This window comes from Zavarzinella sp., assembly GCA_041399155.1.
Taxonomy (GTDB): domain Bacteria; phylum Planctomycetota; class Planctomycetia; order Gemmatales; family Gemmataceae; genus JAWKTI01.
Genome location: JAWKTI010000001.1, coordinates 867,113 through 891,818, shown reverse-complemented (window position 1 = coordinate 891,818; position 24,706 = coordinate 867,113). Strand labels below are relative to the sequence as shown.

Annotated in this window: 22 protein-coding genes and 1 pseudogene; 8 read left to right on the top strand and 15 right to left on the bottom strand. The window is 49.8% G+C overall.

Going from position 1 to position 24,706, the window contains the following annotated elements:
- Window positions 1-43 precede the first annotated feature (43 nt).
- Complete coding sequence (locus R3B84_03775) at window positions 44-703, bottom strand: hypothetical protein (protein MEZ6139669.1); 660 nt, start codon at window positions 701-703, stop codon at window positions 44-46.
- Between the two features lie 195 nt (window positions 704-898).
- Between R3B84_03775 and R3B84_03770 the strand changes: the two genes are divergently transcribed.
- On the top strand, window positions 899-1,897 hold the full coding sequence (locus tag R3B84_03770; GenBank protein ID MEZ6139668.1) for a hypothetical protein: 999 nt from the start codon (window positions 899-901) through the stop codon (window positions 1,895-1,897).
- Window positions 1,898-1,967: 70 nt separating this feature from the next.
- Here R3B84_03770 and R3B84_03765 read toward each other — a convergent pair whose 3' ends face one another.
- Both R3B84_03765 and R3B84_03760 read right to left on the bottom strand, forming a co-directional pair.
- The gene (locus R3B84_03765) at window positions 1,968-3,953 is read right to left on the bottom strand and encodes a S8 family serine peptidase (protein MEZ6139667.1); all 1,986 of its coding nucleotides are present in this window, start codon (window positions 3,951-3,953) and stop codon (window positions 1,968-1,970) included.
- Entirely contained in the window at window positions 3,845-4,285 is a 441-nt protein-coding gene (locus tag R3B84_03760) for a hypothetical protein (protein MEZ6139666.1), read from the bottom strand. Before R3B84_03760 ends, R3B84_03765 begins: the two co-directional genes overlap by 109 nt.
- A 472-nt stretch (window positions 4,286-4,757) precedes the next feature.
- Here R3B84_03760 and R3B84_03755 point away from each other — a divergent pair, with 472 nt between their 5' ends.
- From R3B84_03755 to R3B84_03745, 3 genes are all read left to right on the top strand, one after another.
- A complete protein-coding gene (locus R3B84_03755) occupies window positions 4,758-5,192 on the top strand; it encodes a hypothetical protein (protein ID MEZ6139665.1) in 435 nt (144 codons plus the stop codon).
- Window positions 5,193-5,511: 319 nt separating this feature from the next.
- Window positions 5,512-6,399 (top strand): hypothetical protein, encoded by an 888-nt coding sequence (locus R3B84_03750; protein MEZ6139664.1) that lies wholly within the window; start codon window positions 5,512-5,514, stop codon window positions 6,397-6,399.
- A gap of 613 nt (window positions 6,400-7,012) precedes the next feature.
- The gene (locus tag R3B84_03745) at window positions 7,013-7,756 is read left to right on the top strand and encodes a hypothetical protein (GenBank protein ID MEZ6139663.1); all 744 of its coding nucleotides are present in this window, start codon (window positions 7,013-7,015) and stop codon (window positions 7,754-7,756) included.
- Here R3B84_03745 and R3B84_03740 read toward each other — a convergent pair.
- The 12 genes and pseudogenes from R3B84_03740 to R3B84_03685 all read right to left on the bottom strand — a co-directional run bounded on the left by R3B84_03740 (window position 7,743) and on the right by R3B84_03685 (window position 19,584).
- Window positions 7,743-8,948, bottom strand: coding sequence for a Trx7/PDZ domain-containing (seleno)protein (locus tag R3B84_03740; protein ID MEZ6139662.1), 1,206 nt, complete (start codon window positions 8,946-8,948; stop codon window positions 7,743-7,745). The two genes, R3B84_03745 and R3B84_03740, sit on opposite strands and share 14 nt — an antisense overlap.
- A 116-nt stretch (window positions 8,949-9,064) precedes the next feature.
- A complete protein-coding gene (locus R3B84_03735) occupies window positions 9,065-9,640 on the bottom strand; it encodes a DUF4262 domain-containing protein (GenBank protein MEZ6139661.1) in 576 nt (191 codons plus the stop codon).
- Window positions 9,641-9,739: 99 nt separating this feature from the next.
- Window positions 9,740-11,239 (bottom strand): arylsulfatase, encoded by a 1,500-nt coding sequence (locus tag R3B84_03730; protein MEZ6139660.1) that lies wholly within the window; start codon window positions 11,237-11,239, stop codon window positions 9,740-9,742.
- A 467-nt stretch (window positions 11,240-11,706) separates the two neighbouring features.
- Window positions 11,707-12,138: pseudogene (rplQ, locus tag R3B84_03725) on the bottom strand (50S ribosomal protein L17).
- A gap of 96 nt (window positions 12,139-12,234) precedes the next feature.
- Window positions 12,235-13,239 carry a DNA-directed RNA polymerase subunit alpha gene (locus tag R3B84_03720; protein MEZ6139659.1) on the bottom strand — a complete coding sequence of 335 codons (1,005 nt, stop codon included), beginning with the start codon at window positions 13,237-13,239 and terminating at the stop codon, window positions 12,235-12,237.
- Between the two features lie 105 nt (window positions 13,240-13,344).
- Window positions 13,345-13,989, bottom strand: a complete 645-nt coding sequence (gene rpsD / locus R3B84_03715) for a 30S ribosomal protein S4 (GenBank protein MEZ6139658.1) — start codon at window positions 13,987-13,989, stop codon at window positions 13,345-13,347.
- 35 nt (window positions 13,990-14,024) lie between these two features.
- Window positions 14,025-14,405, bottom strand: coding sequence for a 30S ribosomal protein S11 (gene rpsK, locus R3B84_03710; GenBank protein ID MEZ6139657.1), 381 nt, complete (start codon window positions 14,403-14,405; stop codon window positions 14,025-14,027).
- A 60-nt stretch (window positions 14,406-14,465) separates the two neighbouring features.
- On the bottom strand, window positions 14,466-14,849 hold the full coding sequence (gene rpsM, locus R3B84_03705; protein MEZ6139656.1) for a 30S ribosomal protein S13: 384 nt from the start codon (window positions 14,847-14,849) through the stop codon (window positions 14,466-14,468).
- 11 nt (window positions 14,850-14,860) lie between these two features.
- On the bottom strand, window positions 14,861-14,974 hold the full coding sequence (gene rpmJ / locus R3B84_03700; protein MEZ6139655.1) for a 50S ribosomal protein L36: 114 nt from the start codon (window positions 14,972-14,974) through the stop codon (window positions 14,861-14,863).
- A gap of 137 nt (window positions 14,975-15,111) precedes the next feature.
- Entirely contained in the window at window positions 15,112-16,956 is a 1,845-nt protein-coding gene (locus R3B84_03695) for an Hsp70 family protein (GenBank protein ID MEZ6139654.1), read from the bottom strand.
- A gap of 146 nt (window positions 16,957-17,102) precedes the next feature.
- On the bottom strand, window positions 17,103-17,987 hold the full coding sequence (locus R3B84_03690; protein MEZ6139653.1) for a hypothetical protein: 885 nt from the start codon (window positions 17,985-17,987) through the stop codon (window positions 17,103-17,105).
- 139 nt (window positions 17,988-18,126) lie between these two features.
- The gene (locus R3B84_03685; GenBank protein ID MEZ6139652.1) at window positions 18,127-19,584 is read right to left on the bottom strand and encodes a serine/threonine-protein kinase; all 1,458 of its coding nucleotides are present in this window, start codon (window positions 19,582-19,584) and stop codon (window positions 18,127-18,129) included.
- Between the two features lie 255 nt (window positions 19,585-19,839).
- Between R3B84_03685 and R3B84_03680 the strand changes: the two genes are divergently transcribed.
- The 4 genes from R3B84_03680 to R3B84_03665 all read left to right on the top strand — a co-directional run bounded on the left by R3B84_03680 (window position 19,840) and on the right by R3B84_03665 (window position 24,172).
- On the top strand, window positions 19,840-21,345 hold the full coding sequence (locus R3B84_03680; GenBank protein MEZ6139651.1) for a tetratricopeptide repeat protein: 1,506 nt from the start codon (window positions 19,840-19,842) through the stop codon (window positions 21,343-21,345).
- Window positions 21,311-21,997 (top strand): hypothetical protein, encoded by a 687-nt coding sequence (locus R3B84_03675; GenBank protein ID MEZ6139650.1) that lies wholly within the window; start codon window positions 21,311-21,313, stop codon window positions 21,995-21,997. Before R3B84_03680 ends, R3B84_03675 begins: the two co-directional genes overlap by 35 nt.
- Before the next feature lie 288 nt (window positions 21,998-22,285).
- A complete protein-coding gene (locus R3B84_03670) occupies window positions 22,286-22,996 on the top strand; it encodes a hypothetical protein (GenBank protein ID MEZ6139649.1) in 711 nt (236 codons plus the stop codon).
- A gap of 837 nt (window positions 22,997-23,833) precedes the next feature.
- Window positions 23,834-24,172, top strand: coding sequence for a hypothetical protein (locus R3B84_03665; protein MEZ6139648.1), 339 nt, complete (start codon window positions 23,834-23,836; stop codon window positions 24,170-24,172).
- The last annotated feature ends 534 nt before the right edge of the window (window positions 24,173-24,706 follow it).

Here is a 24,706-nt window from a genome sequence, read left to right as displayed (position 1 = left end):
CAACGCAGGGAAATGCCCGCACTGATCAGTCCCACGATTGCCATTAGCCAACTGCTTGGTTCTGGCACGCCAGGTGGGGGTCAGGATTTTCTACCGGTGGTTCCCCACAGTCGTAGCACCCGAGATAATTGGACGACTTTGCCAGATTACCATCATTCAGTGTGGCCCACAGATATCCCACTGCGGGGTCATCGCCCTGCACGTGCTGCAGAATCGGCCGCAACGAATCATCCAGCGTGGCACCATCGGTCAAACCAAGGAAAGCCAGTTCATAAGCCTGACCATCCACTCGGCTGGTCCAGGTTTGATCGGGCGAAAAAATCGCATTTCCCTGGATCAGACCTGGTTCTTCAAAGGGAAACAGCTCTACTTTGGGGCAGAACCATACAGTGCCCGTTTCGTTACTGATCACCGAAAGCCCTATTGACAGTCTGGCTTCCGATGGTATTCCCAGTCCCGAATTGAATTGAACCTTGCCAATCAGAAATGGCTGAGGTCCAGCAGTAACTGAATTTGCAGGAGTGAATTCTAATAATCCGAATTCGGCAAAGGTAAGTGATGGGGTGCCGAATCCATCAACAAACTCCCCACCGACAGCAAAGTTCCAGTGGCCAGTAACGCCGCCTGAGAAAATTGGCTGGGCGGACGCACCTCCCAGGGTGAAACAGGCGACGAGCGTTGCGAAAAGAAAGTGTTTGTGCATGTCTGGATGTCCTATCCTGGGTGAATTCTGGCAATTCGTCTGCAAATTCACGCAAATCAACCATAATAATCTGCACAAGTTAACGCACGTGGGAGAATCGCACAAGGCGAGTTTTCTGTGAGTCCCAATCGCTGATCAAATGAAAAATTGCTAATTTATGATAATGCTATCATAATATTAAGGGGCGGATTTCGTTTGATCCGAAGCCCACATCTGCAAGAATATTTTGAAACCTCCGTTCCACAGGCCCCACCGATGACCCGCGAATTTGATTCTCCCTGGAAAGAGACGCTGGAAAACTTCCTGCCGGATATTTTTGAGATTCTCTTTCCCCAGTGGTATCCCACGTTCGACTGGGCGAAAGGATTTCGTTCGCTCGACACCGAATTACGCACCTTGCTGCCCGATTCCGATGCTGGCATGGTGCGTGCTGATGCCCTCTTCGAAGTGGGAAGCCATTTATCACCCACGGAAACCATTGTGCTGTTCATTCACTTCGAAGTGCAGGCACAGCGGGACGACCGGTTTCCGGAGAGAATGTTCGACTACTACTGCCGAATACGCCAAAAATATGGGAAAAACGTATGCAGTTTTGCCATTCTGGCCGACGATGACCCACGCTGGCGTTCTGAACCGTATGACGTTTCAGTATGTGGCACCCGTTCGTACTTTGAGTTCAATCTGGTCAAATTGCTCGATTACGCCGATCGACTGGATGAGTTAACCGCCCACCGCAGTCCTGTAGGGCTGATTGTTGCTGCCAGTATTCAAAGTTTGATCACCCACGGTAACGCGCAATTACGCTTTCAGGACAAATGCCGCTTACTACGGCAAATGATCCAGCGAAAATTATCGTCCGATGAGGTCTGGGAAATCATGCGCCTGCTCGATTGGCTGCTAAAATTACCAGATGAACTGGAAGAAGATTTTAACAAAGTCCGGTTTGACTTATTGATGGAGAATCAAATGCCATACGTAACTTCATTTGAAAGAATTGCGAAACAAGAAGGGATTAAAATCGGCGAAAAACGGGGCCGAGATGAAGGGAAAGTACTCGGTTTACGGATCGGCCAAATTCAAACTTTAGAAGAAGTTCTTCGCTTGCCACTCACCCCTGAAGACGAATTGCAGGTGAAACCCCTTGATGAATTGGATCAAATGATCAGTGAACTCAAGTCTAAACTGATTCGCTGAGACCGTGGGTAAAAGGATTTGAGATTCGCCTTCTTTATTGGCATGTTATAATATTGCACATCAGCAATAATCAATTCCCACGCAGGCGGGTGGCCAGTTGGCCCACGAATCTACGAAAGGCAGATGCGGTATTCGACGGAACCGCTTCCTCTACAAGAACTTCGGGCGATTCGGTAGTTGATTGGCTCGACGCACCACCTTGGGCAATCAGGCTCCAGTTATTCAACGCACCTGTGTCCAGGCGGGAAGTATCCTGCACGTAAAGGGTCCAGGTGCCTTGAATGCTCAAACCATCGAACGATTTTAAAGCGTATTCTGGTCGAAAACTGCCACTGAACGGTGCGGCTCCATTATAAATGCCGGTGCTGGCTTCATCGTCGAAAACAGTGTTGGTCAGATTATCCCCACTGCCACCCCGACGGTTAAACAGCACCACCTGCGTGCCATCAGGTGCCACCAGCCAGATTCGCAAATCCGCCGTGTAGGTGTGGTTGATATTCACCCGCACGTTCAGGTCGGAGATATTAAACCGGTCGGAAATCGTAATACTGGAACTGACAGTTCCCTGATCGATCAGATTGACGCGGGTATTGGAGGTATAGGTTCCCTGCCCACTGCTTGGTGTGCTTGGTGTTGTTGGTGTGCTTGGTGTTGTGGGTGTGGTGGGGGTGCTCGGTGTTGTGGAACTCCCACGGATGGTGGAAGTGACCGTGCGAACATCACTGCTTTGTCCACCGATTCCGTTGCGGTTCTGATCAAGCAGATTTCCGCTGACATCGGTAATGTTCGGCCCCACCTGAAGTTGGTATGTACCTGGGGCACTCTGGGCGGCAAAAGTAATGTAGAAGCGGGTATTATTTGTCCCACCGACGGCAGAAATGCGGGAAATCGCAATCGTGTTGCCGTTTGGGCCAGTAAATGCCAGATCGGCCGTTGTGAAGCTCGCTGGATTGATCGGTTCGGAGAAAATTACCGTGGCACTGGTGACTTGTGTCCCATTGTTCGTCAGGAACATATCAGTCACATACGGATAACTGCCATCGCTTGGCGTGGTGGGCGTACTTGGAGTACTCGGTGTCGTGGGAGTCGTTGGTGTTGTCGGCGTGGTGGGCGTGCTGGTTTGCCCGCTTTGCATCGCCGCACCCACATTCAGGCGACGGCCCTGGTTTACGTAGTTGGTCAACTGATTCAAGCGATCGGCATTATTCAGCACCGCATTGATAACCTGCTGTGCAGTCCAGGTGGGGTATTTATCCCAGATTAATGCCATCGCACCAGATACCTGTGGTGCGGCCATCGATGTACCACTGTACCACCCGTAGCGGTTATTGGGTAAGGTGCTGAGAATCCGCTGGCCAGGTGCTGCAATATCGATCGATTGAACACCATAGTTGGAAAAAGAAGCCAGTTGATCCGTATTATCGGTGGCAGCAACGGTAACGACGTTGCTGTAGTTGTACGAAGCGGGATAGCTAGGGCTGGCATCGTTGTTGGAAGAAGTATTACCAGAGGCTGCCACCACAATCACACCCTGCTGCTGAGCATAGGAGATCGCTGTCGCCATTGCCTGGTCGTAGGTGGTGCTGCTCCAACTGTTGTTGATGATTTGCGCACCATTGCCCACTGCATAGTACATCGCACGCACTGCATTGCTTAGCAGGCCGTTACCGGTGGAATCCATGAACTTCAGCACCATAAGTCTGGTGTTCCAGTTCACACCACTGACACCGATCCCGTTATTGCCCACCGCACCAACAATTCCGGCCACGTGGGTGCCATGGCCGTTATCATCCATTGGATTGCCGTTGTTGGCGACAAAGTTATACCCGTGGTAATCGTCGATATAGCCATTGCCATCATCGTCGATGCCGTTTCCTGCAATTTCGCCAGTGTTGTACCAGATGTTGGCTGCCAGGTCCTGGTGGTTGTAATCGACGCCGGTATCAATCAAGGCAACGATCGTGTTGCGGGTACCAACGCCGATATCCCAGGCCTGATTGGCACTGATATCTGCATTGCGGGTGCCACCATTCTGACCAGTGTTATTGGATCCCACTCCAGGGCAGTGTTGGTATCATTTGGGGTGCGGTTGATCTGTACCACGTAATCGAGTTGGGCAAATTCAATCTGGGGTATCTGGGCAAGGGTGGCAACGGCAGTTTCTGCGTCAACACCGCTACGAAGATCACCTAAATATAGTCCATTTCCCAGATGTTCCCACGATTGTACCCAGCGGTGGGCAACCGTCTGGTTATCTTCAAACTTCACCAGGATTTGATCTTCGGAATATTGGCTGGTATTTACCTGCAGATCATCGAAACTTGCCAAACCGCTGGAAGGCAGATCCTTTGCTTCAAAAGCATCCAGATGAAGACGAACAAACGACATGGTAACCTCTGCACAACGTCAGGATTTTGCCGAAAGACCGGAACCGAACGACAAAATCAGCCAGCACAATATTCTGGGCTGTATCAGCCAGAATTATCACATCGATTAGAAGAATCATGCAGTTTGCATGCAGCAAACCGAATGTATCGACTTTACCGACGACTGCTGAACCCTAAAGTGCCATGTGCACCGTGTCAAACGGAACAATCGGTGTAAACTGCACGCACGCCCTGAAAGGAAGTGGGATAGTTAGGGTTGTAACGGTTGGCGCGAATACCACAGATAGATCAATCGGACCAGAGAAAAACCGGAAAAGGTGAAAGATTTTTCATTTTTTGAGATTTGGCAGCCAGTTTCAGGTCAATTGGGGAATAAACATCGGAATAGGTGGTCAAACTTACCAGTTGTGAAGACCCACGGACCAGATCGAATGAACAAAACATTCGAACGAATATGTGAATATTTGAACCACGTGAAAAACTGGATTGCTGGATCAAGAATTGTTGGTCTGCTTCAGAAATGTGGGAGTTCAGCCCTGAACGTTGCCAATGCAACTTCAAAGCGAATCGATCAATTCCTGCATCGAACGGTGTTCAGTCAGTCTGTATGGTCCATACTGTATGGGTTGTTGGGACTGTTTGTATGTGCTATTTACTTGCTGATCATTCGGAAGTTTGTCAAAAGCGAACACCGGATTGCCGGTGAGATATTTTTTTGCCCCGTATTCTTTTACATCTTCTTTGCTGGCCCTATCACGGCAATAGGAATTGCACTTCTTTCGCGCAAAATCTACCTTGGTGAAACAGTTCGGCCGCATCTGCTTGCTTTTCCATCGCTGTTCATTCAGATAGTGCTGCCGTTGTCTTTTGTTTGGGGCTTCAAGGAAATTATCCAATTTTTCAAGTAATTGATCTTCATTGGAAATGCGGTGTTGACAGAAACCAAACTCGGAAAGATTCTGGCGCCAGCACCGTCGAGGAACACGATTATCTGTGGTATGATGACATATTGCAGGAGGCAGCCTCCAGTAGTACAGGTACCTACACCTTCACGTACAATGAAATGGGCCGGGTGAGTACCCTGTTGGGGCTGTTTGGCAAGACCTTAACCTACTGGTACAACGTGCTGGATAAACGCATAGGTATTAGCGATTGGCGAACTGGTAAGTTCTAACACGTGTTCAGTTCTTACCTAAAAGGTGCAATCGAGATTTCGGAGTAATAGTTATGATCACTTTCATTCAAAAGTCATTAATTGTACTGTTTCCATTATCTTTTGTTGTTGTTCTGCTACTTCTGTTGCCAATGGGTTGCGAAACGCCCAACTATAAACGGTTTGCCGAATTTCATCAAAGTAATAGCATTGTAAGTTCCCGCGTAAAAGTATATGATAGCAAAGATAAACTTCTGCTCGACAGAGATGATAAAGACACCTTGAATTTTTTTGTTAAATTATTGAAATTTTCTAGCGTATGGCCAGACAGTTTAAGAGACAAAAAAGGGGAAAACTGTTCTAAGAATGGTGATTATTCAACGTACAAAGTTTTACTTGATACTTCCCTGGATAATATTGAGTATTGGATAACAAGCTGCGAATCAAATATTATTGAAATTTATTTAATCAAACACATGGGAGATACTGAATACTATTATCGCTATTTGCCAAACGAAGTAATTATTCCAAAGTATATTCTCGATGCTCTTTCTGAGGAACAACTTTCAGGGAATACCATCCTAAACAGCAAGGAAAATTTACAACCTTTAACTGAACAAGAGAAAGATCTTCTACGCAAAACTGTATATGGACAAAGCCCAGCCGAGCATACGCCGGATGACGATATTACAGATCGCGTGTTGCTTGTTCCGGACGGAGTAAGTAGACTGTACAAAGATAAACCTGCTCAAACATTAGACTTGCTGATTCGTATCGTTGATGGTGCGAATCCAAATGATTCCTTAATGGCTGCAAGTCTTGCGATGGAACTGAAGCATGGGAAAGGAACTGGATTGATGTGCACCATCCAATTTAAAAGCACTAGTTATGACATCATTGATACGTATTGGAAATTAACTCCAAGACAATTCTGGATTAATAAATTGCGTCACAATCCTTGATTGATGAATCTGAAGTAACTCAGTGCAATTCTGGAGTTTCAGGGCGAAGTTTTTGTATTTTCAGACCCAATGATTCGATCGTAAAATAATGAATAATGAAGTTTCAAATGGCGCGACATACTGCGTTATTGGCATCTGCTTGGGTTCGCTAAGTTTGCTTTTGTATTATCTGTATGATGGAAAAAGAATCGCAAAATTGCAACAACAATCTACCCCTCATCCTTTATTTTCCATGGAATTATCTTGGAAATTCTATTATTTTTTTACTCTATTAGTCCTTATCATTTTGTTAACATTATCCTCTGGAATTTTGATTTCAGAAGTTTTATCTTATGCAACCTAAAATTTCAGTATCTATGAGGTCTGCAGAGCAACTTACCCGAGTTGAAGAACTTCAAGGAAGCCTGCGTATGCGTGGTAGAGCCAGCCCAGTTTGCGAACGTGGGTGTCGACTACTTGCCGCACTGCGGGTGGTCTGGATTGGAATTATCGTGGAAGGCCAGAATGCCACCTTTCACACCACAGATCTTGGAACAAAATATCCTGATTCGTGCACATCTGGTTCCCAGTGCCGATTTCCAGCTAAGATAAGGTCGTTTACGAGATCGAAATCATGCCGATGTTTGCTATCGCCCGCTCCGAAATGCGTGCACCAGACTGGGGGCCTTATTATGTGGAGACCCCGGAAGACCTGACCAGCTTTCGTGGGATCGCAGAACCGTGGAATGCCGTTTCTGCTGCCCTGTTTGTGCTGATCGTCATCTTCTGGGTGGTGCGGATCTGGGGCCGGTTTCGCCAGTTCCCCTTTCTCACGGTGTGCATGCCCATTCTGCTTGTGGGTGGCATCGGTGGCACCATTTACCATGGCACCCGCAGCCATTATGCCTATTTTCTGATGGATGTGGTGCCAATTAACCTGCTGGGGCTGGCAGTTTCCATTTTCATGTGGGTGAAGCTTGCTCCACGCTGGTATCACCTGTTGGGGATGATTGCCGTCGTGTTTTTCATGCAGATGCTGGGCCACTGGCAATTACCCCGCCCGTGGGCGATCAATCTTTCTTATGCGCTTCTGGCGCTGGCGATTCTGATCCCAATTCTGCTGACACTGATCAAAACCAGCTTTTTTGGCTGGCGCTGGATTGTATCTGCATTAGCGGCGTTCGTGATTGGCTGGTTTGCACGCATTGCCGACTACGCAGAACCACCCCCTTTACCCATGGGCACGCACTGGGTGTGGCACACGTTCGGTGCCATTACCACGATGTTTATTGCACAATACCTATATCAGGTGGAAGGTCGGGCCGCAAAAAATATGAAGAAAATCTCAGAAGCGGAATCGGCTGTTATTTCAGCGTGATTTCCAGGTTTTGTTCCTCCCCATCTCGGATGATTGTCAGGGTGATTTTTTCACCCACCAGAAACTGGCTTCGGACCGCTTTCAAAAAATCCTCTTTGGTGCCAGCGACCGTTTTGCCATTGATCCCGAGGTAGATGTCGTCTTTCAGGATTCCTGCGCTCCGAAGTGTGGAGTGGACAAACTTGTCCTGTCGAAACGCAGCCACTTCACTAGGGATCTTTAACAACTTGCGGTCATCTGCACTCAGTTCGGTGCCAGTGGCATGCAGATTGGGCAGAAGATTCAGCATCGATGGCCGCCAGGTCTGGTCCGTTTTTTTCCAGCCCTCTGGAAGCATGAGGCTGACTTCAATCTCTTTTCCGGCCCGCTTAATGGTGGCAGGAAGTTTCCCACCTGCAAACGGCATCTTGTTCAGTGCAAATTGAATGTCGCTGCTGGAAGCTATCGCTGTGGTGCCTAATGTGGTCAAACGATCCCCCACCTGAAGGCCAGCCTGTGCCGCAGCCGACTTGGGTGCGACTGCTTTGATGAGATTTCCTTCATCGATTGACGTTGTCAGCCCCACTGTTTCTTCAGGTGGGTAAATCCATGCATCGGAACGTTGCCAGGTGCCAGCCTCCTGGCGATCTTTGCGGGCACATTCTGCAATCTGGTGGCAGTGCAGGCACCCACGGCCCAGCTTGGTGGCGGATTGAAAATCACGGATTGTAAACGCTTTCTTACTGGCACCTGGGGGTTGCTTTTTCTGTTGGTCGTGCCACGTTTTCACCGTTTTCATCGTGTTGGCCAGCCCTGCAACACTGCTGTTGCTGGTGGCATCCTCGGGCGATCTGCTGCCATAACGGGCGTAGATCTGTTGCTGGGCATTCATCAACAGACCCACCCACGTCAGATCGTAGTCAAAATCGAACAGATTGAGGTCAATATTTTCGATTCGAGTGAGCCGCACCAGGATGAAGTCGTTTGCCACCACGTCCAGTGGGGCTTTCAGGCGGTTGATTTCCGCATCGAGTTTGCCAAATTCGGCACATTGTTCGCACCGAATGACCACGAGGAGTGGTTTTTGCGTGCGTTCTGCCTCTGCCAACGCACTATTCCAGTTGGTGTACCATCCCGATTTTGGTGGCTGAGCCAGACAATCGTGTGATACACACAGAAAAGTAATTACGATGCCGATCCACGTTTTCATCATCCACCTCCCACCTGCGGTGCTGAGGGATGATTGTAGCAGGTCCGCCAAAGGTGTCCGGGAAGGGGCAATGTTCTAAGCTGGTTCTAAATAGAATAAACAGCAAGTTCTGTGGGCGATTACTCCCACTGACGCTCCCAGGCACGGATTTCCTCTGGTGTTAGTTCAATATCCAATCGAGGTTGTGCTTGATAGACACTTAACTCACAACCCACCTCGTACGGAAATTTACCATCACGATCAGGCAAGAATGCCTGGACTGCTTCTAATTCTCCGAAACGCCTGATGTATCTCATAAATCCCATCGCAGCCCCAAGATATAATGGGTGCTGTGTTGGATCTACATGCCGAAATCCGATTTGATGTTGCAAATCGTTGACGTTGACTGAATAAACTCCAGAATTGGTAAATGTAGTCCCTTCAGATATCTCAACAACTAATGTTGCGAAAATGCTATACATCATCGAACTATCCGGTCCAAACATGATCAACTCCGGATGATCGTAGGTATGCATCAGACCCACTGTATACATAAACGGTGTTGGGCAATCAGTGATACTTGCAACATACCAGCCATGTTCTTCAACAATTTTTGCGATACTTTCTTCCATGCGAAATCCTTCTTGAGGCATATATGTCTCTACTGGAAACCACGTTTGATTGAACAATCGTCCGCAGATGTCGTGTATATCCATCAGTCGATATTCGACACAAACATCGAACAGTAGATCCAGCAGGAAATGCTAGCCAGGGTTCACAAATTGACAACAAAAACATTGAAACCCCAACTTGCACTATCTGCTGCGGCCAGCAGTTTGAATGCGTTTGAGCAGGGCCTGCATTTCCGCTACCACCTGTGGGTGGTCTTTGGCAACGTTCGTGGTTTCGCCCAGGTCTTTGCTCAAATTATATAGCCGCACCTGTGGTTCCAGTCCGGATTCAATTGCTGTATTTGGCAGCACCTTCTTCCCTTTGCCAGGCGGGATCATTTTCCAGTTGCCCATTCGTACCGACAGTACACTGGCATGTTCAATCAGGTGTTCTCTGCCTTTCTTTGTCTCTCCCAGCAGGGCGGGCAACAGATTGAAGCTGTCTGGTGCATCTGCTTCTGTTACTTTCTGCTCGGTCAATGCCGCCAGCGTAGCGGGAAAATCTACCTGAGCAAGCAAGGCATCCGACGTGCCCGGCTTCACTTTTTGCGGCCAGCGTACCAGCATCGGCACGCGTGTGCCACCTTCAAAATTGCTGTATTTGCCACCTCGAAGTGGGCCAGCAGGTCGATGGTTGCCCAGCTTGGCAACGGCATCATCCTGATAGCCATCATCCACCACGGGGCCGTTGTCGCTGGTAAAGATCACCAGCGTATTATCTGTCAGTTTCAGGCGATCAAGAGCCTGCAGAATTTCGCCAGTGCACCAATCCATCTGGGCAATCACATCCCCACGTGGGCCCATCGTGGTATTGCCCACAAAGCGACGGTGTGGTGTCCGTGGCACATGAATATCGTGCAGAGAAAAGAACAGAAAGAACGGCTTTTTATGATTCTTCTCAACGAAATCGACAGCCTTGCCCGTGATGACATCGGCCATGTCTTCATCGACCCAGCGTGCCGACTTACCACCTGACATATAGCCGATGCGGCTGATTCCGTTGATGATCGTCTGGTTATGCCCGTGCGATGGCTTGATTCTTAACAGGTCAGGATTGTTCACGCCCGTAGGTTCCATGCCCACGGGCTTGCCGAAACTCACTTCAATCGGGTCTTTCTTGTCCAGGTTCGCCACTGCTTCATTTTCGACATAGACGCACGGTACACGGTCGCCGGTGGCAGGGATCAGAAAGTGGTAATCGAAGCCGATCTGCTTGGGCCCTGGGCGAATTGCCTTGTTCCAATCGAGCGTGCCATCACCCAGGCCAAGGTGCCATTTCCCCACCACGCCGGTGGTGTAACCAGCCGATTGCAGAATTGTTGCCATGTTTGTTTTGTTCTGCGGAATAATCAACGGTGCGGTGCCAGGCAGGATGCCGGTTCCCGCTTTCCGCCATGCATATTGCCCAGTCAGCATGGCATAACGCGAAGGTGTGCAGGTTGCCGATGGACTGTGGGCATCGGTAAATCGCAGACCTTCTTTGGCTAAGCGATCCACATTGGGGGTTTTGACCGCAGTCGCACCGTAGCAACTGAGATCACCATAACCCAGGTCATCGGCATAGATCAGCACAATATTGGGCCGTTCCGCCCCAAGGAGAGGCAAAGTGAACAGGCAGAAACACCAAAGGGAGAGTCGAAGCATTGCACACCTTCATGAAGAAGTTTTCATCAATTGTACCAAGTCGTCGTGGTGAAATCTCACCGCACCCGATATCACCCACTGCGGAGCAATATGAGCATGGAATTATTTTCACTCATATATAATATTACCACGACCCACTTTCTTGAAGCAATTTTTATTCAAAAGCGGGGAGCAATCTGAAATTTCAATTGGAGTAACATGCTTTATGCAAAGGAGTTACGTCAGAGGAAACTTTTTTGTGAATTTTTGCAAAATTGCAACCACCCCGAGTGAGGATAGTGTACAGAAATGGTTGAGTGCAACCAGCGGGCAACGGCTTACTTGGTTTCGGTTGCTTCCGAAGCAGGTGCAGCAGCTTCTGGCTCTGGTTGTGGTGCGGGAGCCACTACGACGGGTGCCGGAGCAGGTGCTGGTGTGCTGGCTTTGGCTTTCTTTTCTGAAGCCTGTACCTTCACTTCACCTTCTTTGAGCAGTTCAATGATAGCAGTTTCGCCCGCGTCGCCTAATCGGCGTTTGGTCAGTTTCATGATCCGGGTGTAACCACCTGGACGATCAGCGAAACGTGGTGCAAGTACCTTAAACAGCTTGTTCAGCATGTTGTTGGCTGCCTTGTCTTCCACCGGCTCGCCTTCGTTGTCGTGGAAGGTGGCTTTGGCAACGGGGCCCAGACGGGCCAGAATCAGTCGGCGAGCATGCAGTTCTTTGGTGCGGTCGCCTGATTTTACCCCACGTACGGCCAGGGTGATGATCCGTTCGACGATTGGCCGCAGTTCTTTGGCTTTGGGAATCGTGGTGGTGATACGCTCGTGCTGCACGAGAGCCATCATCATATTGCGGAACATCGCTTTGCGATGCGTGGAATTGCGGTTCAGCAACCGCCCTTTGATACGGTGACGCATTGGTCAAATCCTTCTATAGGTTAGCCAGTATACAGGTGAGGAAACGCCCCACGCTTGCCTGGCCACAGAAAAATCAATTCAGTTGGAGACAAATCGTTATTTTGCTGCTTTCGGTGCCGGCAGACGCATCCCCAGGGTCAGCCCATGTTCGGTCAGGCGAAGACGCACTTCCCGCAGGGTGGTATCACCGAAATTGCGAACTTCGAGCAGTTCGTCTTCCGAGCGAGAAACCAGTTGGCGGACAGTCTGGATGTTTTCCGATTCGAGACAGTTGGTGGCTCGCACAGAAAGTTCCAGTTCTGCCAGGCTCATGTTGAGCTTCCGTTCCAGTTCCGCATCGCCCACATCGTGGGTATGGCCACCGAAGTCGAGTTGCTCGTTAATGGGCATTTCGGGACCAGGTTCGGTGTACTGGATAAATGGATTCAAGTGTTTGCGGAGAATCTTGGCAGCTTCCACCAACGCCAGGTTCGGAGTGGTAGTGCCATTGGTCCAGATTTCCAGAATCAGCCGGTCATAGTTGGTTTTCTGGCCGACGCGGGTCTCTTCGATTGCCATCTTCACATTGATGACGGGCGAGAAACTGCTGTCGACTGGGATGACACCAATCTCACGGTCGGCGGGAATGTTTTCTTCTGCGTAGCGGTAGCCACGACCATTTTCGATGGTCATTTCCACCACAAAGGGGATATCATCGGTCAGAGTAGCGATAATATGGTCCGGATTGAAGACCTGGATGGTGTCATCGTGCTGGATATCGGCCGCACGCACGACACCTTTGGTGTGCCGTTCAATCATAATTGTTTTCGGCACATCGGCGATGTTTTTTACCACAAGTGCCTTGATGTTCAGGATAATTTCCGTCACATCTTCAACCACACCACGAATCGAACTGATTTCGTGCTGCACCCCTTTGATTTTCACACGGGTGACAGCACTGCCTTCGAGGGTAGAGAGCAGCACACGGCGAAGACTGTTGCCCACGCTGGTGCCGAGGCCACGCTCAAAAGGATCAATAAAGAATTTGCCATAAGTTTCGGTATTGTCGGAACTTGCGGTGACTGTATTCGGTAATTCGAGATTCCGCCACTGAACGCGCATGGAATACTCCCAAAAATTTAGCAAAAAAGGCCAATCAGCAGAGAGTGAACCCCACCCACGTGGGGAAGCACCAACAACTGATTGACCAATAAATCGGAAAGAAGGTTATCTTGTTGCAATTTCAATAATTAACTGTTCGCGGATTTCGCTGATGCGAGGATCTACATCACCACGTGATGGAACACGGGTTACTTTGGCTTCTGGGATTTCACCAGGCACCACTTCGAGGTAATCCGGAATCCGCTCTTTCGGTCCGTCCCGCATCAGTTCGCGAGCGAGCTTCAGGCTCTTTTCGCGTGACTTCACCTTGATAGTATCACCAGGACGCAGGAGCATACTGGGAATATTGCAAGGATGGCCGTTCACCATCACGTGACCAGCGTTCACCAATTGGCGTGCACTGTTACGGGAGGGTGCGAAGCCCAAACGGTGGATGACGTTATCCAACCGCCGTTCGAGAATGCTCAGCAGTTCTTCACCCGTATTCTGGGGTGCCTTGGCAGCCAGAGAGAAGTAACGGCGAAACTGGCGTTCCAGTACCCCGTAGAAGAACTTCAGCTTTTGCTTTTCCCGTAAGCGAACACCATATTCGCTCAGCTTGGATTTGCGCGCACCGTGCATTCCAGGTGGCTTTTTGCGATTATCCCGGTCCATTGGACATTTGGGAGAATAGCAGCGGCTACCCTTCAGATAGAGCTTGGTGCCTTCACGGCGACAACGTTTACAAACAGGATCGGTATACCGGGCCATTGGCTGGGTTTCTGTGGTTTAAAGGTCCAAAAAAATTATACACGACGCTTTTTCGGGGGCCGACAACCGTTATGAGGCAACGGTGTCACATCTTCAATCTGCTTGACATTCAAGCCAGACTGATGGAGGGCAGAGATGGCCGATTCACGACCAGCCCCAGGGCCTTTGACTCTTACTTCGACATCTTTTACGCCATACTTGGCGGCTTTTTCAGCACAGCTTTCTGCGGCACGCTGGGCTGCATACGGGGTGCTCTTCCGGCTCCCTTTGAAGCCCACTGCACCAGCAGACGAGGTGCACAACACATCGCCCATTGGATCGGTGATGGTGACAATCGTATTGTTAAACGTGGAAAGAATGTGGGCAACACCTTTGCTCACATTCTTACGGATCTTACGCTTTTTCTGCTTCGCCATACTGCCACACAGTCCAATAAATGAATTCGCTGCACGCACACCTGACCAACAAGTGCACTACTACTTCAGATCTTTAACACCCTTCTTACCTGCAACCGTCTTCCGCTTACCTTTCCGGGTTCGTGCGTTCGTTTTCGTTCGCTGACCACGGCACGGCAAACCACGGCGGTGACGCATTCCGCGATAGCAGCCGATATGTCGCAACCGATCGATGTTGGATGCTTCCGTACGCCGCAAAGCACCTTCCACCAGAAATTCACGATCGAGGATCGTGGCAATTCGGGCGATATCGTCATCGTTCAACTCTTTCGCACTGCGAAAAGGATCGATGTTCGCTTTCTCGCACAATTCAAACGCAGTGGTGGGACCAATCCCACGCAGATAGCGCAATGAAATGTGCGTTGGTTTGTTTGTCGGTAAGTCTACACCTTGAATACGGGGCATCCCGTGACTCCTTAACCTTGGCGCTGTTTATGACGCGGATCGACGCAGATGACACGCACTACGCCTTTTCTGCGAATCAGCTTGCACTTATCGCACATTTTTCGAACACTTGCACGCACTTTCATGGCAGCCTCGGATCTTCACTCCTGCCAGAGCTTCACAATTTAGGAAGCAATTACTCTACTGCCTACAGGAATTATGGCAACTGAAAATGACTTTTTCGTGCAAAAAATTACGATTTCGGTATTTTCGCCCATCTTCATCAGGCATCTTCCAGGTAGAAAAGGACATCCGCCAGCTCATCGCAGCCTTTTTTCAGTGCGGGCCAGTTCCGTTCGGTCAGTGCATTTTCCACGGTGGTGATCATTGCATCCAGGTCTTCCTGGTCCTCTTCCGTGCATTTTTCCCGCAATCGTTGCGCTTTTTCCACTAATGAACGTGCCTGCACAATCTCCCGCTGGCCTTCTGGTGGGGCGTCTTCCAAAGTGGGAAAGCTGCTACTGGAATTAAATTCACTTCTTTCTAATGAGTTTTCACCTTCCGCATACTCATTAATTTCTTCTTCAATTGTGGGAAACTGATCCCGCCACAAATGTTCCAGCCGATTGGTGGCGGCATCCCGTTCGGAGGCCCCCAGTCGATCCACCGCATTGTCGATGGTAATCTGTTTGGAAAGTCCCGTTTTCTTCTCCTTAGCAGAAACTTTCAGCACGCCGTTCAGGTTGAGATCCAACTGCACCACAATCATGTTGCCTGAGGGTGAATCCGAGAGGCCTTCGACGTTAAACATACCCACTTTGTGGTTTTTACGTGTATCGGTGCTCTCTCCCTGATAAATGTCAATTTCCACCACTTTCTGGTTATCATGCACGGTGCGGAAGATTTCGCTCCGGCTGCACGGCAGTGGGGTGCCTCGTTTGATGATGGGTGCAAAGCGAAATTCAAACCCACCCTGAAAAATATTGCCAGCATCGGTGTCCAGAATCTTGATACCCAACGTGTGGGGAGTGATATCAACCAGCACACTGCCAATTTCTTCACCAGCAATCATGCCGCCCTGCACCGCCGCACCCATCGCGACACACAAATCGGGGTTAATGTCCTTCCGGGCGGGGCGTTTTAACCTTTCTTCTAATAATTGTGCAACCATTGGAGTTCTGGTGCTGCCACCCACCAGCACAACACGGTCAATCTGCTCTGGGGATAATTTGGCATCTTCGAGCGACTTATTGACGCACTCCATGGTGCGTTCCAGCATCGGCTGAATTAATTCTTCATATTCCGAACGGGTAATTTCCATCGACATGTGCAGCGACACGCCATCTTTTTCTGCGATAAATTCTTCTTCCACCCGCACCAGTGCATGGTCGGAAAGTTCCCGTTTCGCTTTTTCGGCGGCACGCAGCACGCGGGCTTTGGTGGTTGAATTTTGCCGCAAATCCAGTTCGTGGGCCTCCTGGAAGCGGTCGCAGAGCAAATTCATGAAAAGTTCATCAAAATCATCCCCACCGAGTGCGGTATCGCCATGGCTGGCAAGCACTTCCACCACGCCGGATTCCGTTGAAACGATCGAGACATCGAAGGTGCCGCCCCCCAGGTCGTACACCAGCACATTCATCTGGGCATTCTGGTTGATTTCGTACACCAGCGATGCTGCGGTGGGCTCATTCAGAATCCGCACCACTTCGAGGCCCGCAAGTGCACCCGCATCGATGGTGGCCTGTCGCTGGGTATCGTTGAAGTACGCGGGCACGGTAATGACCGCTTTGGAGACCATTTTGCCTAATTTCCGCTCCGCACGTTCTTTCAACCCACGCAGAATCAGTGCGGAAATCTCTTCCGGACGATATTCTGTATCACCAAGTTTTACCTTCTGATCGGTGCCCATTTTCCGTTTGATCGATCGAATAGTGCGTTCCGGTGCCAGTGCATACTGGTTCAGTGCAGGGCGGCCAATCAGTAGTTTGCCATCTTCGGTAATTCCCACGCACGATGGGAGAATGGGGTCATCGTTTTCATCAGTGATCAATACGGGTTTGCCACGTTCAATGACGGCAATTTCGCTGTTGGTGGTCCCCAGATCGATCCCAACGATGGTGTCACTCATGAATTTCGTCCTGATGTTGTTATCGGATTATTGTGTCAATCTTTCCTGATGGTGCAATCTTGGTGATGAGAAAACACCAAAGATATTCACTAAATGGCTATTTTATGAGATTTCATTCATTATCTGATTGCTGGCACTATGGGTATTCAATCAATCGTCTGAATGTAGATGTTGTAGCCACCATCGCGATTGGAGATGTAGGCCAGTTTTTTGCCATCCGGTGACCAGGTGGGGTAATGGTCGCTGCTCATATGTTTGGAGACGTTTCGTGGGTTCTTGCCGTCCGCATCCATGAGATAAATCTCATAATTACCATCCCGATTCGATGTAAACGCGATCTGCTTCCCACTGGGCGACCAGACTGGCCAGAAATCGAGGGTTGCCAGATTGGTCAAACGCGTTGCTTTCCCACCTTCGGTGGGCATCGTGTAAATATCGAAATGCCCACTGCGTGAACTTGCAAACGCTATCGATTTTCCGTCTGGTGACCAACTGGGATTATTATCCATCGCTGCTTCGCTGGTCAGTTGGCGGGGGTTTTTCCCTTCCACATCCGCCAGAAACAGTTCCTGATTCCTGGTGCGTGTGCTGACCCACAGCAGCGATTTGCCATCGGGTGACCAGCGGGGCGATTCTTCAAATGCCTGATGCGGGATCACATTTTTCTGATTCCCACCGTCCAGATCGATCCGGTCAATCTGTAACTTACCATCCGTGCCCTGCAACCGATCAAACACGAAGAGTAATTGCCCACTATCCGGCGACCAGTGGGGATCAAACGTGGGCTGATCGGTCTTCACCAGCACTTTCCAGTCCGTGCCATCGGCACGCATGGTCCAGACGCCCATTTTTCCCTGATGAATCCTGGTCATTGCGAATAATTTGCCATCAGGCGACCAGCAAAGGTGCTGGATAAAATCGCGGTTGTTCGTGATCTTGACAGGTTCTGCAGTGTGGGCGGCCTGCACCAGCAGCGCGAAGAGTATCGGAGCGCAACAATAAGTGGTATACCAAACTGTCGTTTGCAACATTGGAATCCCGATTTCCAGCAAGAGGATGTTACTGGGGCGATACTCAATTTGGTATTATAACGTGCCTGCAGCAATGGGATTTGCTGAATGAACACTCCGGAAAGGTTTTGAATCCTGTCCAGAGCCAATTTCGGATGATTTATTCAACTGGGAAAAGGAAGTTTTTGCCCACCAGCACGACCAGTGCGGTCACCAGTGCCACCAGCAGGAAAATCATCAGTGGGCCAAAGATGGGGGTACGCTGAGGTGCTTCCACCCAGTTTCGCTGTTGCAGATTCTGCCGACCAGGTAACTGCGGGGTGGGTGCCACGGAGGAACCTGGCGTAAACTGTTGCTGTGGCTGCACTTGCGGAGCAGGTTGTGCCTGTGGTGCTGGCTGAGCAAAAATATTCGAAGGCACTGTCGGCTGCACATGTGAGCTGACCGCAGGGGTATCGTAAGGTTGTGTCGACGGCTGTTGCTGATCGAACACGGAACCTTGAGGACGCACTTGCGGCTGTTGTGGCTGCGGGCGGGCAGGGGTCATGCGACGAGCATTCTTGTTCGGTAAACGCTCCGTTTGGGGATCCTGTGCATAAGGTTGCAGGGCAGCCACGATTTCTTCTGCACTTGCAAAGCGGCTGTCGGGCGATTTTTGCAGTAAACGATCCACAATGGCAACCAGACCTTCCGGCACGTGAGGAGCGACGTCCTTTAACGGTGTCGGTGGCTTAAACTGGTGAGCCATCATTTTTTCAACGGCGGTCCCATCCGGGAATGGATAGTGGCCGGATAACGCATAATACAGCGAGCAGCCCAGGCTATATTGGTCACCGGCAGGTGTCCGGTTGGTAGGCTCCATAATACTTTCAGGGCTGGCACAATCCAGGCCACTGGTCAACGAGTTCGCAGTGGACATGGTATCCACCAGCGATTCCCCTTCGTTTTCCACCAACAGCGAGCCGATGCCGAAGTCCAGAATCTTGGTGATGCCATCACTGCTCAGCATGATATTCGATGGCTTGATTAAACCATGGAACAACCCGTGCTGGTGGGCAATCGCCAACCCCTGGGCAATATGCGAAATTACCGCAGCAGCTTCTTCTGGTGCCAGATGACCAGCGCGGGTAACTTTGGCTTCCAGAGTTTCGCCACTGGCTAATGGCCATACCAGGTAGTGTAACCCACCTGCCGTGCCCACATCGGAAAAAGGTACGATTGAAGAGTGATTAAACTGTGAAAAGGCCCGTACCTGTCGGCGGGCCAGACGTACGTTCCACATGCTGCGACGTGGCAGCACTTTCACGGCGTACAGTTGTTGATCTGTTTTGGAAATTGCCTTGAAGACCTGTCCCATGCTGCCGGAGCCAATGGCATCGACCAACACGTACGGCCCAAGAACAAGACCCTGAGTCTTTCCTTCGAGCACCCGTTCCGCCTGAAAAGCGGTGATTGATTTCTGGCTGATTAGGTATTCTGCCAGTGCAGGTGGTTCTGCACGTGGGTTCCGTTTCAGAAATTCACCCACCAATTCGTTTAATTGGCCGCGATCGATGAGTCCGCTGCGTCGCAGATCCCAAACAAACCACTCGCAAGCGCCCAGATCGGAGCTAACCATGGACATCACCCTTCAGTATTACTGTAAATAATCTATTTTCAGTTGATCGCGGACCGCCTGTCCTACAACATTCCAATTATAACACGAATCTACAAGAAACAACCCTGTTTCTCGGATTCCCAAATCACATTGTAGCCTAAGCTGCAAATTCGAAACGGTCAACAAAACGGGGCAACTTTTTAAATTCTCTCTGGAAATATTAACTATACAGTAGTACAACAATTGCTCTCAGTTAGTGAATTTGGTGAAAAAAAGATGAAACATAAGGGCCGTCCCGATCCGTATTCGGATTGCATTTGTGGTTCGGGCAAACAGTTCAAGTGGTGCTGCAATGCCTATTACAACGATTTTAAGGAAGGCCTCGACCTGTCGGACGCGAAGCAGACTGCAGCCGCAGTGGCCGCATTCGAAAAAGTGGTCAAAAAATACCCCAGATTACCACAAGCATGGCTTTTGTTAGCCAGTCTTGCTTCTGCCGACCAGCAAACAGAGCGCGCGAAAGCGGCATTACAAAAAGCAATCGAACTGGAGCCAGGAACCCCCAGAGCACTGGCACTGCAGATTCAAATCCTTACTGCAGATGCCGATGGAAAAGAAGAATTCCAATCCGAAATGGTGGGAATGTGCTGGCAGATGCTCGACCAGCACTATACCTCTGGCGATCCTTATGTGGCAGACACCATTTATTCATTGTTCCTTGCCCAATTCATTGCAAATGAACAATTCAGCCAGAATTACCTGGTGCCACTGATTCTGGACGAAAAAATCCGCAATCACATAAAAGGTGAAGGCCTGAAACGGCTGAGGATGCTGCTGGAACACTGGCAGTCCAAGATGTATCTGTCAATCGGCCAGCGATTTCTGCTACCAGATCCTGCAATTCCAGCAAAACAACTGGAAGAGTGGAATCAACTGCTCTCGATCGGTGGGATTCTGAAAGTAAAACAAGGATGTGAAGAATTTGTGAAAAACAACCCCACCAATGTGGTGGGGAAATTCAATCTGGCACTGGTACACACCTTGCTGGGCAACAGGACCGAGGCCAAGCCGATTCTGGAACAGTTATTGGCCGATCCCAGTGCTGGCGAACACCACGAAGAAGTGGCCTACATGCTGGAAGTGTATGAATTTTCCGTCCCAGCAGATGAACTGCCTGAAGAATACAGTGGCTACGTGAAAGACTTGAAAATGCGTAATCCGCAGGGTCTTCAACCTATGCTGGAATACTTTACCAGTCAAAAACGGGCATTATTTGGCGAATCTTCACAGAATCGACTGCTGGTGCACCTTTTTGGCAAGTCATCCACACTGGAAATACCTGGTGTGCACAAGTTTGTCCCACAATTGGCACAGTTCGACGCTCAGGCCCTGGAAAATCAAGAGACACAATTTAACCTGCTCAGCGATACGGAAGCGGATATGCAGCAGATTGTTGCTGAAATCCAGGAAAATATCATTGGCGTATTTGAAATTCCTGCAGAGAATGAAAAATATTTCAATCCCTCGAAATTTTTTGTACAGGTGTTGCACCCCGCACTGGAAGGAAAGGAAGAAATTCCTCCCGAAGTGGGACTGCAACTGGAGCACATCCTGAATGAACTGTGGCTGAAAATGCCACGAAAGTCCCTGCAAGGGAAAACTCCGCTGGAAGCTGCTCAGGATCCCACATTGCAACCCCGCCTGAAGGGGGTGGTGCGGATGTTGTATCGCGTTCTGGCTTCCAGTTATGCAGCTGCAACTCCTTGGCATGAAAGTGGTTGAAGACAGTTTGGCGAATCTGCTTTCCAAACTTGGCCTGCCACCCTTAAAGGCACCGTTCCCAGAACAGAAAGCGGCTCAAGTACCTACTGAGGAAGCAGTTAGCGAAAGTGCCCCCGCGACAGGTGGGGAACAGCCTGCACCCGAATCGGTGCCACAACCTGTCACAGCACTGGATCAGTTTCAGGCTGCGATGCGGGAAGGAAACCACGAAAGTGCGATACAATTGGCACAGGATGCTCTTCAAGACCCCCAGTGCAGCGAACGTGCCACCTACGTTTCGTATCTGATCAAGCAATTCAGCGAGCGAAAGGAGTTTTCCACAGCGATTGCCCTGCTGCAACAAGAACGCCAGGTGCTGCAGGATCAGGGCGAAACACGCTATGAGCCAGGGTATTTCTTCGCCCAGAACAAAATTCTGGCCCAATCTGGCGACATCAGTGGTGCCACTGAAGGTTTTCATGAGTTCTTAACAAAATACCCGAACCAGGTAAAGCAAATGCCCGCTGCAATAGAGATGTACCTTCAGTTGGGTAAATACGTGGAAGCACTTCCACTCGCTGAGAAGGCTCTGGAGTTGGCCAAAGCAGGCACCGATCGGGACCTGCAAGGTCACTTGATGGAACTGCTGGACGCACTTCGCCGGAAAATCTGACTACAATTATGAAGAAAATATAATGAATTTTCTTCATAAATCGCCTCAATTTCTACTGATTTTTCGAATTCTAATGATTTTAACGATTTTTCTGAAAGCCAGTTTCTCCCACTTCGGTATCGGTAGTATGACTGGCAAGACAGCGCTGTAAAAAATGTCTATTTTTGTCTATTTGTGACGAAAATAGATTATCTAAATTGCCTAGTTTACCTAAGTTTTGTGAATTTACTCGCCAAATTGGTCATTTGTGCCAATTTAACAACATTGATTCGCGTCTAGGAGAATTGATTGATGCAAGTGTGCATGATGCTGGTGTCGCTGCTTGGGAGCATGAATCCCGCAGCTTTGAGTAAAGAAATTTCCTGGCAAACCGATTACGCAACCGCACGGAATGTGGCCATTAAAGCCAACAAACCGTTGGTGACCGTAATTGCCAGTGGCAAGGAAGGCTGGAAGCAGGTTTTCAAAGACCAACAACTGTCTGCTGAGACGGTGGCAAAACTGCAAAGTGGTTTCGTTTGTCTCTACGTAGACAAAACTACCCCAATGGGCACCAGTTTAGCACAGACCCTGGAAGTGGGCGAAAAAGGCGTTGTGATCAGCAACAAGACCGTGACCCACCAGGCATACCATGTGACAGGCGAAGTGACCTGCAAAGAATTCTGTTCCGCACTGACCAAGTACGAAACCACCGAAAAAGTGACCACCACGGAAACGATTGTGAATGGTGCACCGGCTGTTTATTACAGCAGCAACTGTGCCAACGGCAATTGCTCTCGTACTGCAACGACCGCTGGGTACTATTACCCCGCAACAACCGGCAACTGCCCGAACGGCAACTGCCCCACCGCAACAACGACCGCTGGGTACTACTACCCCGCAACAACCGGCAACTGCCCGAACGGCAATTGCCCCACCGCAGGCACCACGGTGCAACCAGCAACCTATTATTACCCTGCGACCAGCAACTGCCCGAACGGCAATTGCCCCAATCGCTAAGCTGGGTGCCTCACACAGTTTTGAATGTCCCACATTCTACGTGGGATGATGTGAATCTCATTCATTGAATCAATCCCAGCCCACAAACCGTACTTTTACACGTGCTGATTTTCAAGTTGAATGCCAATTTGTGCATAATTACAGCTATGGCATGAATTTTAAAGGGACTAATTTTATTGACCGCCAAGGCGCCACGACACCAAGAAAGCCAAATAGGATATTATTGACAATTTTTTGGTTTCATCGCCAAACCACCTATGACCATTATTTTTCTTCTTGGCGACTTGGCGTCGTGGCGGTCAATAATTGTGCCAGAAAAAAGCTCACCACTGATAAGGCTTATGAGTAGTTTTGCTGAGATTTCATTTGTTCTCTCAGATTTCAGAAAATACCAAAACGTTCCACGTGGAACACTGAAGAACGTCTGAATGTTGTGCGTTTTCCAGTACCGAAAGCAAATAAGTGCCATAAAAATACACAATTCATCCGTCTAGTTCAGGCTCCCCATGATTTTAGTACATGGAACTACGCGATACCGCGCTGAGCAAATCCTTCAATTCGGCCCAAATCCAAGGTATCGGGAACCTGGTGGCATTGCATCTGAAGACGGATTTTCGATGTACCTTGAAAATGGGCCATTTTCAATGGGTTCACCTATCGATTATGCTCGAGGTAGCGTGCGACTACGTTGTTCAGGACGGGCAGCTCGTTCTCAGCGACAAGGCAAGGGCCTAATCCGGCGCTGCACCGGGCCCGGCCAGGTGGTTTGTTTCTGGGAGTTCGAGCGCACCTGATGCCGCTGGGCATGTGAGCTTAGTCGTTAGGCGAAGGGGCAGCATGAAGGTCGAAGGAACCATTGAGCCAGACAGCAACATTTCATCGCTAAGTCGCGAACCGTGGTGTCAGCTCGTCGACCGCCGGGCTGAGCTTCCCCGTCCGGAACCACGTCAAGCAATCAACCCCTTCACCTGTCAATCAATGACTATCCGTCCGACGCCTGATGTCGCTTTAGTCATACTAAATGGCGAGTGCGTCGGCGACGTGAGTTGGTCGATGGACGAAGATGTGCCACTAGTAATCATTAGTGTTGAACAGGTCGCGTTGTCACTTGTTCTAGAATGGACCAAGGAACTTGGCGGTAAATTCATCCAATACTCACGCGATGAAGACGCCTAACCATTTGTTGCAGCGGACCCGGCCACGCGGGCGAGTTATGATCTTGCATACGGTCCGGTATGTGTCCGGTCCGCGATTGCGTATAGTAAAGGTTACGGCGCAGGCGGCCTAAGTGAGCGATTGGAGCAGGAATCGCTTCGTATCTAAGACCGCGTTCTGCTTAATCGCGGATGTATAGCCATAGGGCGGGTTGCATTCTGCAACCGAGGGGGAATGAATGTCATCGAACTTGAATTGGTGCCGGGAGTAGGATGGACGAACAAATTGACAGTTGCCATCTACGTCGATGGCGAACCGCTGACCGAACGAGTGAGAAAACTTGAGGCACCGTTTCGGGAAGCTGAGGGATCGGACGCATCTGTGAGTCGGTACCAGTGGGTACAGGCCAGGTCACTGTTACTGCCTCGTATGCACCTCTTGGGAATACCGGCGTTTCCATGGTTTCCGGGATTTAGTGAGGTATTGGTCTGTACTTGCGGCGAGGCTATGTGTGGGGCCATCGCTGTGTCTGTCCAGGTATGGCCTGAGCACGTC

Excerpts from the sequence above, each read along its gene's own strand:
- R3B84_03775 (MEZ6139669.1), bottom strand. The coding sequence starts at position 703 with ATGCACAAACACTTTCTTTTCGCAACGCTCGTCGCCTGTTTCACCCTG.
- R3B84_03760 (MEZ6139666.1), bottom strand. The coding sequence starts at position 4,285 with ATGTCGTTTGTTCGTCTTCATCTGGATGCTTTTGAAGCAAAGGATCTG.
- R3B84_03750 (MEZ6139664.1), top strand. The coding sequence starts at position 5,512 with ATGATCACTTTCATTCAAAAGTCATTAATTGTACTGTTTCCATTATCT.
- R3B84_03745 (MEZ6139663.1), top strand. The coding sequence starts at position 7,013 with ATGCCGATGTTTGCTATCGCCCGCTCCGAAATGCGTGCACCAGACTGG.
- R3B84_03740 (MEZ6139662.1), bottom strand. The coding sequence starts at position 8,948 with ATGATGAAAACGTGGATCGGCATCGTAATTACTTTTCTGTGTGTATCA.
- R3B84_03735 (MEZ6139661.1), bottom strand. The coding sequence starts at position 9,640 with ATGGATATACACGACATCTGCGGACGATTGTTCAATCAAACGTGGTTT.
- R3B84_03730 (MEZ6139660.1), bottom strand. The coding sequence starts at position 11,239 with ATGCTTCGACTCTCCCTTTGGTGTTTCTGCCTGTTCACTTTGCCTCTC.
- R3B84_03720 (MEZ6139659.1), bottom strand. The coding sequence starts at position 13,239 with ATGCGCGTTCAGTGGCGGAATCTCGAATTACCGAATACAGTCACCGCA.
- rpsD (MEZ6139658.1), bottom strand. The coding sequence starts at position 13,989 with ATGGCCCGGTATACCGATCCTGTTTGTAAACGTTGTCGCCGTGAAGGC.
- rpsK (MEZ6139657.1), bottom strand. The coding sequence starts at position 14,405 with ATGGCGAAGCAGAAAAAGCGTAAGATCCGTAAGAATGTGAGCAAAGGT.
- rpsM (MEZ6139656.1), bottom strand. The coding sequence starts at position 14,849 with ATGCCCCGTATTCAAGGTGTAGACTTACCGACAAACAAACCAACGCAC.
- rpmJ (MEZ6139655.1), bottom strand. The coding sequence starts at position 14,974 with ATGAAAGTGCGTGCAAGTGTTCGAAAAATGTGCGATAAGTGCAAGCTG.
- R3B84_03695 (MEZ6139654.1), bottom strand. The coding sequence starts at position 16,956 with ATGAGTGACACCATCGTTGGGATCGATCTGGGGACCACCAACAGCGAA.
- R3B84_03690 (MEZ6139653.1), bottom strand. The coding sequence starts at position 17,987 with ATGTTGCAAACGACAGTTTGGTATACCACTTATTGTTGCGCTCCGATA.
- R3B84_03685 (MEZ6139652.1), bottom strand. The coding sequence starts at position 19,584 with ATGGTTAGCTCCGATCTGGGCGCTTGCGAGTGGTTTGTTTGGGATCTG.
- R3B84_03680 (MEZ6139651.1), top strand. The coding sequence starts at position 19,840 with ATGAAACATAAGGGCCGTCCCGATCCGTATTCGGATTGCATTTGTGGT.
- R3B84_03675 (MEZ6139650.1), top strand. The coding sequence starts at position 21,311 with ATGCAGCTGCAACTCCTTGGCATGAAAGTGGTTGAAGACAGTTTGGCG.
- R3B84_03665 (MEZ6139648.1), top strand. The coding sequence starts at position 23,834 with ATGAAGGTCGAAGGAACCATTGAGCCAGACAGCAACATTTCATCGCTA.